Origin of the sequence: Marinoscillum sp. MHG1-6 (assembly GCF_024714475.1) — a bacterium.
Lineage (GTDB): Bacteria > Bacteroidota > Bacteroidia > Cytophagales > Cyclobacteriaceae > JAMZMI01.
In genome coordinates, this window is sequence record NZ_JAMZMI010000012.1 from 1 (window position 1) to 8,593 (window position 8,593).

The following is an 8,593-nucleotide window of genomic DNA, read 5'->3' on the forward strand; positions in this document are numbered from 1 at the left end:
TATTTGAAAATATTTTTTAACACCTCCAACACCCTTTAAAAGCAATTTTCATTAAAAATATTAAGACCCTTTCAGCCCTAATTCCCCGGTCGTTTCCGTAAGGGAGGGCAAAGATAGAAAGTTCCTCTCGCCTAATCCAAATACTAATCGCAAATTTTACCAGATATTTTCTCCCGAACTGATTACCAGCACTTTAATTCTTCAACACCACTATATTATTGGCAATTGAGCTCCTAATTAGAGGATATAGTGAATCTGTTTTAGTGGGGAATTTAGGCCTTCTTCTTGTACACAGGGACCGTACTGCAAGGCTCACCATACATAATACTGGACACCAACCCAACAAGGCGTTTGGTTAATGCAAAGTAGGCATAGTCTCTATTCTTTAGGTTCCCACAGCCCTTCACCACCACTTTTGCTCCTTCCAACTGATTTTGATCAATCACTTTATCAATGGCCTGATCTATTACTGCCCTTTCCAGGTCATTTTCATCACCAATCGTGTAGACATTAGCAACTGGGGCAATTTTGGAAGCCAGCAACATGTAAGCCCAGGAGGGAATGATAACATCAACCGAACAATACACAAAGACATTCTTATCTCGCATCAATTCCCAATCGAATTCCTTTAGAAATTGCCGGAAGTCCTTTTCTCTTAATAACATCTCCTGAAACAGGGTGTCCTTGATATCGAACCCTATCACCTCATTCTGATCAAGGTAATCATCCATATCAATGGACAGGAGAGATGAATTCGCGACTCGGTTAACTATTTCTTCCATCAGCTCTTCAACTTTTGCTTTGGTAAATTAGTTCGATACTCTTTCAGATAATCAGGTTCAAAGTAAGCAAGGTCTTCAAACGCACCATCACTAAACTTATTTTCAACAAGCGTTCCTACAGAAAAGGCATTAGGATAAATTTTGGGCAAGTAAACAATAGTCCCTGCTTCTCCGTAGAGTGCTTTACACTTTTCTGCTCCATTACCAATGAGAAAAATTTTTCTCACAGCAAACTCCTTAAAAGTATCCTCTTCTAAAATCAATGGTTTCGACTCCCAAATCGTTTCGCCATTTCCAGACCTTAAATTGCAAAAGACTTCCATGCGTCTGGCATCGATCATAGGACAGACTAAATCATTGGATTGCACAACATCTCTCACCACTTCAAACATGGAGTCGAGACTATCTATAGAAATCAAGGGGATATCAAGCCCATAGCAAAGGCCCTTCGCAGCCGAAGTCCCGATTCTCAGCCCGGTGTATGATCCAGGCCCACCGGAAACGGAGACAGCCTCTAGGTCGGACATTTGATAATCCGCATTGGCAACCAAATCTTTTGCAATCCCGGGAAGCAACGAACTATGCGATTTTTGTAAATGGTAAGCTTGATGACACACTTCTTCGCCATCCAGAAACAGCGCAACCGAACAGACTTTTGTGGAAGTGTCAATCGAAAGAATAAGCGCCATATAAGAATTAATTCATTCTTAAGATTTCCTCATAAAGATTCGCATCTTCCAACACTTCTATCGCCTTACGAATATCCAGGTCCCGACTAAAAGTGGATTCTACAATACCGTCCTGCAAATAGTAACGACCACATATCTCTTGCTCCATCAATGCCTTGATCTCATCCTTAAAGGTTTGAAGATCCTGTCCTTTATTATGTAGTGTAGCCTTTTTTAGATTTTCTATCTGCGCTGCGATATCATTATAATATTTCTCCTTTTTCGCTGAGGCAGTCAGTTTATCAATGTCCTTTTCGACCTGGGTGGTATAATCATAGTTTTTGCTTTGAAGCCAACTCACAAACTCATCATACTCCTGATCCGAAACCCTGAATGCTTTAGGCGACACGATGCTTTCATGCTCAAACCTATACCTGGTAGCGTAATCAAAGATCAATTCATTGCCCATTAACTCATAAGTGATGGGAGCATATTGACGTACTTCAACAGTAATGTCTGGATCTACACCACCACCATCATATACAGGCCTGCCCTTACTCGTTTTAAATTCAGCTTTTAATGAATCCGGAATTTTACCCACACTACCATCTTCATTTCGATGACCGTAATCAATGGCCTGGATGCATCTTCCACTTGGAATATAGTATTTGCTCGTAGTCACCTTCAATTGAGAATTATACGCTAAAGGTCTGGTTTGTTGTACCAATCCCTTTCCATAAGTCTTCTGTCCAACCAACACTCCCCGATCATAATCCTGCATCACTCCGGAGACAATTTCAGAAGCAGAAGCACTTCCACGACTGGTCAATACAGCCAGAGGAATCTCAGTATCTGTTGGAGTATTCAGCGTTTTATAGATCCTGATGTCTTTTTTGATTTTCCCTTTGGTGGTCACCACTTCAAGACCTTTATCAACAAATACATTTGAAACGTTCACAGCTTCATTCAACAGTCCTCCCGGATTACCTCGCAAATCCAAAATAATCTTTTTAGCACCTTCATCTTTCAGGCTGACCACCGCCTTTCTTACTTCCTGACCTGCACCCGTGGTAAAGTCGGTAAGCTTAATGTATCCAATGTCACTCGTAACCATTCCATAATAAGGCACATTATTAATGGTAATTTTTTCTCTTTCCAGTGTTACTTTAAATGGCTTATCCTTTCCATACCTCCTGACCAAGAGCGTCAATTCTGATTTGGATTGTCCCTTTAGTAAATGACTGATCTCACTTGAAGACTTATCGCTGATATCAAAACCATTGATCTCCAAAATCTGATCACCGGCAATAAGACCAGCCCGATAGGCAGGATATCCTTCGTAAGGGAGCACAATCGTACTGACCCCATTTTTCTTATCTACCAATGCACCTATCCCTCCATATTCCCCAGTGGTGATCGTTCTATAATCCTCTATGGCATCTTCAGGAATATAATCGGTATATGGGTCTAATGAGGACAGCATAGCATCAAGCCCGGTCTTCATCAACTGAGTGGGGTTAATCTCATCCACATAATAGGAGTTCACCTCCTTAAATGCAGTAATAAAAATGTCGAGATTTTTAATGATTTCGAATGAGCGATCAGTCTCCGGCTTTACAAAAGCCAGTAACAGGACCACAGAAAGCAGCATCACCGATACAACCTTAGTTCTTTTTTTCATCCTCCTTGTTTTTTTGATTTTTTAAACGCTTCAAAAGCTCAATGAGTTTTAGCTCAATCTCTGAATAGGTCAGCACCTTTTGATCAAGGTATATCAAAGCTATATGAAAAAATGGCGCTGTGTCATCACCTAACAGGTTTTTATTGACACGATAAGCTTCTTTAATTCTTCTTTTGAGCAGATTACGATCGACCGCCCGTTTAAATTTCTTCTTGGGGACTGAAACCAGAAGCTGATTGCACTGGACATCGGCGGCCTTGCTCCGGTACTTAAGCAAAAGTGGATGCAAATAAAAAGAGGAGCCATGCTTAAACAGCTCCTCAATATTTTTTTTGCCTTTGAGTCTTTCCTCTTTCGAGAAGGATAGTCTAAAACGGCCTGAATCTACCATAGGCCAAAGGTCTAATTATTTTTTGTGAGTCTGATCAGATACAGTCAGTTTCTTTCTTCCCTTAGCTCTTCTTCTAGCTAATACAGCTCTACCGTTAGGGCTTTCCATTCTAGATCTGAATCCGTGCTTGTTTTTTCTCTTTCTTACAGAAGGTTGAAATGTCCTTTTCATATGTAATATTTTTTAATTCTTTGGCCGTATGTAATTCACACTAAAATCGGGTCTAACCCGGAGCATTGTAATGCTCATCCCATCGTCGAATATTTTTTAAGTGTAAAACCTAACTTTTCCACTTTCCGAAAATGGAGTGCAAAGATATAAATAAACTTTAAAGATTAAAGTGAAAAATCAAAAGATAAATCATCAAGCCGCAACACGATTTTTTGCAGTCTGAAATTAAAGCTCTTCTCAGCCAAAAACCTCTTTCAAAACCGCTAGTGTCTGGACAGCTTCCAATCTCGGGCCAAATTGAGAAACGACGACTGACGATGCCTTACTAGCTAGTTTAGCCGATGACGCCATTGTATGGCCATGAGTCACTCCATAAAGGAAGGCACCGCAAAACATGTCGCCTGCTCCGGTTGTATCAACCGCTTTCACCGGGTAAGACTCAATATCAATAAACGTGTCTCCATCAAAAACACAGGCTCCATTTTTACCCATCGTGATTACGAACTTATCTGCGTATTCTCTTAAAGCTTCTCGTGCCTCTATAACCGATACGGTATCTGTAAAAAGCATCGCTTCTTCCTCATTGCAAAACAGTAAGTCCACCCCATCCCCAACAACTTCTTGCATTTGGTTCTTAAAATATTTGACCATGGCAGGATCCGAAAATGACAAGCTGACTTTCACGCCATTTTCTTTAGCGATACGTTTTGCTTCCTTGATAGCCGATCTGCCTGATTCCGAAGGTACCAGATACCCCTCTATGAAAAGATATTTTGACTCGGCAATTGCATCAGGGACCAATTCTCTTTCAGAGAAATCTGAAGTGGCTCCTAAAAAAGTATACATGGTTCGCTCCGCATCAGGAGAAACCATTACCAGGCATTTTCCCGTAACGCCATCAGCCAGTTGATCCTTTACCAGGTTTGTCTTCACGCCAGCCTCAGTGAGCCCATCAACATAAAAGCTCCCGTCTTCATCACTTGCAACCTTGCAAGAATAAAAAGCCTTCCCACCCATTTGGGCTAGAGAAATAATACTGTTAGCAGCTGATCCTCCACTTTGCTTCTTTTTGATATTGTTCTTAACCACCTTAAGGAGGCCCATTTGTTTCTCTTGCTCCACAAGGGTCATCAAACCTTTCTCCACATCATTCTCTTCAAAAAATGATTCCGAGACCTCAATTTCATAATCCACTACGGCATTGCCCAGGCCGTACACATGATACTTTTTATCCATTCTCTCGTTTCAATTAGCAATTCCCAAATAGAAATGCGAACGCAAAAAAATCATTTTATCCTTCTGACTCCTAATTAAGTTTTGAATTTCTTGACTCCCGAACATTAAATCACCACAGTGGGAATGAATATTTAATCATTAAAAAGTAGAAAAAAGCCTCGGTAAGGGTTAATCGTCTATATAATAGTGTTCATCGACGATAATTATATGTTCATCAAAACGAAACAGCCATTTGTCATTATGAAACTAACTTTTAGGTATATTAGTCATTGCTAAGAAACATCCTTACGAAAATAAGGAAGCAGCTTTTCAACCAGTTGGGGATCTACAGATAGCAATCTATTGCATTTTGGGATGTAAGTCCCCTGGAGTTTTTGCGTCTTTATTCACCGTACCCTAGCCGCCTAAAGGATGAGAAAACATGCTGTTACCGTTCTATTGTCCGTCTTTGGATTCGTTTTGATATCCATAGATGTGAAAGCACAGGACAATTCTGTCGGTATCAATACACGAAACCCCAATGCCAATGCTGTCCTGGAATTGGTTTCTCCCGGAAATAATCAAGGTTTTTTAGTTCCCAGATTAACATCATCTGCTCGTATCGCCATGGGCGCAGGACTAAGCAACAATGAAAATGGCCTTATGGTCTTTGATACGGATAATAATTTGTTCTATTTCTGGAACAATGGGGTTTGGAATGCCGGGCTGGGTATACTCAATGTAACCTCCGCTGGAGGAGACCTGGAAGGCCAATACCCCAATCCGACCATAAAGTTGGGCGCTGTAGTGGAAAATCGGATTGCAGACGGTGCGGTATCTAATGCTAAACTTCAAACCGGAAGTGTCGATCAGGACAAACTTGCCACTGATGCAGTCAGCACAGCAAAAATTCAAAACGGAGCTGTAACCGCCGCGAAGCTTGAAGACTCAGGCGTTACTGCTGGCACCTACGGCAATCAATTTACCGTCTTACAATTAACTACGGATGCCAAAGGGCGGATTGTAGGTGTATCAGAAACACCGATTTTGATTACCTCCACTCACATTACAGACCTTTCGATCCTGAATGAAGACATAGCTGATGGCACCATTACCATTTCAAAACTTGACTCGGAAAGCAATACAGATAAGCTTCTCAGCGTCGATGCTTCGGGAGTAGTTACCTGGATTGATAAATCTGAATTCACTACTTCGGCATTGGGCCAAAATCAATTATTCATTGGTGATGCCACGGGAGTAGCCCAGGGGCTCCCGGTTGCCGGCGATGTGACAGTCAATAATACCGGAACGCAAGTTGATGTCCAAATCATTGCAGATGCCATCACTTCCAATGAAATCGCCGATGGGACAATAGACTCTGTAGATATTTCAGCAGACGCCGTCAATACAAGCAAAATTCTCAATGAAACGATCCAGGCAGAAGATATAGATACGGATGCGGTCACCACCAGTGAAATACTAAATGAAACCATTCTGGCTGAAGATATTGCATCAGGGGCTGTGACAACAAGTGAAATTGCAGATGGAACTATTGACTCTGCAGATATTTCAGCAGACGCCATCAATACAAGCAAAATTCTGGATGAAACGATTCAAGCCAATGATATTGCAACAGGAGCTGTAACTACAAGTGAAATCGCCGATGGGACAATAGACTCCGTAGATATTTCAGCAAACGCCATTAATACAAGCAAAATTCTGAATGAAACAATCCAGGCGGTAGACATAGATACAGGTGCGGTAACATCGAGCGAAATCCTGAACGGAACGATCATCAGCGAAGACGTTTTTCGTGGAGGACTTCTTCCTGACAGAATGTTGGGACCAATGACCTCAACAGGTAGAGCGATCATGGTCGCACAGCAAAATACCACTACCATCAATTTGGGTCCGCCATTCGGTAACACTGAATTTTATGTGGGTAGTTTTCTTACGACTAACACGGAAAGTGTTGTAACCACTGACCTTTCCGGTAATGTTACCTTCACCCCAAAGTCGGCATTCTCTCTTAGCACGCTTCCGCCAGGCCACATTTTTATTGGTACCTCAGGGGGAACATCTTCGCTTAATGTGGCCATAGATGGGGTATCATCAGGAAGGGGAGGTTTTGCAATCGGTGGATCTTCATCAACTGGCTCCATTACTACGCAGTATATCAGTGGCGACCTCTGGATTATGAACGATGGTTCTGCTATCATTCAAAACAATGCCGTACAGGGTGATGATATCGATCTAACCTCAGGGAATTTTGCAGTGGCAGGTGCCAATCAATTTATCCTGAATAATGATGGCGGATTGCGCGTTTCACGCTTTGCGCAATTTGATGATAATGTTACTATAGGGGATGCTGGTACTGATGTACTGACCGTGAACGCTACATCTGACTTCAATGCTGATGTAAATATCGACGGTGCAGTGGATGCCAACAATGGCGTTAATGTTACCGCAGGAGATTTAAATGTTACCGAAAATGTCAATATCGGTGGTAACTTCAATTTTGATGCGGGACCAGTAGTGGATGCAATCACTGACGATCTTACTGTTAGCAACCAAGCCACAGACCTTGCAACTGCTGAGGCTATTACCACCTACGTCACCAACAATATTTCGAGCGATTCTACTGACACCTGGAATAAAATCCAGTCTGATAGCCTGGCCACATGGGATAAGATTCAGGCCGATTCGTCCGCTACCTGGCTCAAGGCGCAGAACGACTCCACCTCGCTATATGATAAGCTGCAAGGGGATTCTACCTCCCTTTACGTGAAGCTACAGGCCGACTCCACAGACACCTGGGATAAGATCGCAGCAGACTCCACACACTTCGGTGACGAGGTCCTGGCCCTCAACAACAAGCTGGATTCAGATTCTACCGATCTTTACGCCAAGCTCGCAGCCGACTCAACGGCCACATGGGATAAGATTCAGGCCGATTCGTCCGCTACCTGGCTCAAGGCGCAGAACGACTCTACCTCGCTTTATGATAAGCTACAAGGGGATTCTACCTCCCTTTACGTGAAGCTACAATCCGACTCCACAGACACCTGGGATAAGATCGCAGCAGACTCCACACACTTCGGTGACGAGGTCCTGGCCCTCAACAACAAGCTGGATTCAGATTCTACCGATCTTTACGCCAAGCTCGCAGCCGACTCAACGGCCACATGGGATAAGATTCAGGCCGATTCGTCCGCTACCTGGCTCAAGGCGCAGAACGACTCTACCTCGCTTTATGATAAGCTACAAGGGGATTCTACCTCCCTTTACGTGAAGCTACAATCCGACTCCACAGACACCTGGGATAAGATCGCAGCAGACTCCACACACTTCGGTGACGAGGTCCTGGCCCTCAACAACAAGCTGGATTCAGATTCTACCGATCTTTACGCCAAGCTCGCAGCAGACTCCACGGCCACATGGGATAAGATTCAGGCCGATTCGTCCGCTACCTGGCTCAAGGCGCAGAACGACTCCACCTCGCTATATGATAAGCTGCAAGGGGATTCTACCTCCCTTTACGTGAAGCTACAGGCCGACTCCACTGCACTGGGCGCCGAGATCGCTGCCATCATCGCTAAAGACAATGTGGATTCACTCTACTTCGAGAACCGCATAGAAACCGAGGCCGATGAGGATTCTACCTTCCTGCATACACTCGTGCTGG

Annotated in this window: 7 protein-coding genes; 1 reads left to right on the forward strand and 6 read right to left on the reverse strand. The window is 43.2% G+C overall.

What is annotated here, in order from left to right:
- Window positions 1-272: 272 nt before the first annotated feature.
- The 6 genes from NXR94_RS16905 to NXR94_RS16930 form a co-directional block, all read right to left on the reverse strand.
- Complete coding sequence (locus NXR94_RS16905; protein ID WP_258105860.1) at window positions 273-782, reverse strand: DUF2480 family protein; 510 nt, start codon at window positions 780-782, stop codon at window positions 273-275.
- Window positions 782-1,471, reverse strand: a complete 690-nt coding sequence (gene tsaB / locus NXR94_RS16910) for a tRNA (adenosine(37)-N6)-threonylcarbamoyltransferase complex dimerization subunit type 1 TsaB (protein WP_258105861.1) — start codon at window positions 1,469-1,471, stop codon at window positions 782-784. The genes NXR94_RS16905 and tsaB overlap by 1 nt, the downstream gene beginning before the upstream one ends.
- A 7-nt stretch (window positions 1,472-1,478) precedes the next feature.
- A complete protein-coding gene (locus NXR94_RS16915; protein ID WP_258105862.1) occupies window positions 1,479-3,131 on the reverse strand; it encodes a S41 family peptidase in 1,653 nt (550 codons plus the stop codon).
- Window positions 3,115-3,522, reverse strand: a complete 408-nt coding sequence (rnpA, locus tag NXR94_RS16920; protein ID WP_258105863.1) for a ribonuclease P protein component — start codon at window positions 3,520-3,522, stop codon at window positions 3,115-3,117. Before rnpA ends, NXR94_RS16915 begins: the two co-directional genes overlap by 17 nt.
- 15 nt (window positions 3,523-3,537) lie before the next feature.
- Window positions 3,538-3,693 (reverse strand): 50S ribosomal protein L34, encoded by a 156-nt coding sequence (gene rpmH / locus NXR94_RS16925; protein ID WP_258105864.1) that lies wholly within the window; start codon window positions 3,691-3,693, stop codon window positions 3,538-3,540.
- 237 nt (window positions 3,694-3,930) lie between these two features.
- Window positions 3,931-4,929, reverse strand: a complete 999-nt coding sequence (locus NXR94_RS16930; RefSeq protein WP_258105865.1) for an adenosine kinase — start codon at window positions 4,927-4,929, stop codon at window positions 3,931-3,933.
- Between the two features lie 411 nt (window positions 4,930-5,340).
- Between NXR94_RS16930 and NXR94_RS16935 the strand changes: the two genes are divergently transcribed.
- Window positions 5,341-8,593: beta strand repeat-containing protein (locus NXR94_RS16935; RefSeq protein ID WP_374988013.1), on the forward strand; the 3,253-nt coding region annotated here is incomplete at its 3' end.

Coding starts and splice junctions, on each gene's coding strand:
- NXR94_RS16905 (WP_258105860.1), bottom strand. CDS start 782: ATGGAAGAAATAGTTAACCGAGTCGCGAATTCATCTCTCCTGTCCATT.
- tsaB (WP_258105861.1), bottom strand. CDS start 1,471: ATGGCGCTTATTCTTTCGATTGACACTTCCACAAAAGTCTGTTCGGTT.
- NXR94_RS16915 (WP_258105862.1), bottom strand. CDS start 3,131: ATGAAAAAAAGAACTAAGGTTGTATCGGTGATGCTGCTTTCTGTGGTC.
- rnpA (WP_258105863.1), bottom strand. CDS start 3,522: ATGGTAGATTCAGGCCGTTTTAGACTATCCTTCTCGAAAGAGGAAAGA.
- rpmH (WP_258105864.1), bottom strand. CDS start 3,693: ATGAAAAGGACATTTCAACCTTCTGTAAGAAAGAGAAAAAACAAGCAC.
- NXR94_RS16930 (WP_258105865.1), bottom strand. CDS start 4,929: ATGGATAAAAAGTATCATGTGTACGGCCTGGGCAATGCCGTAGTGGAT.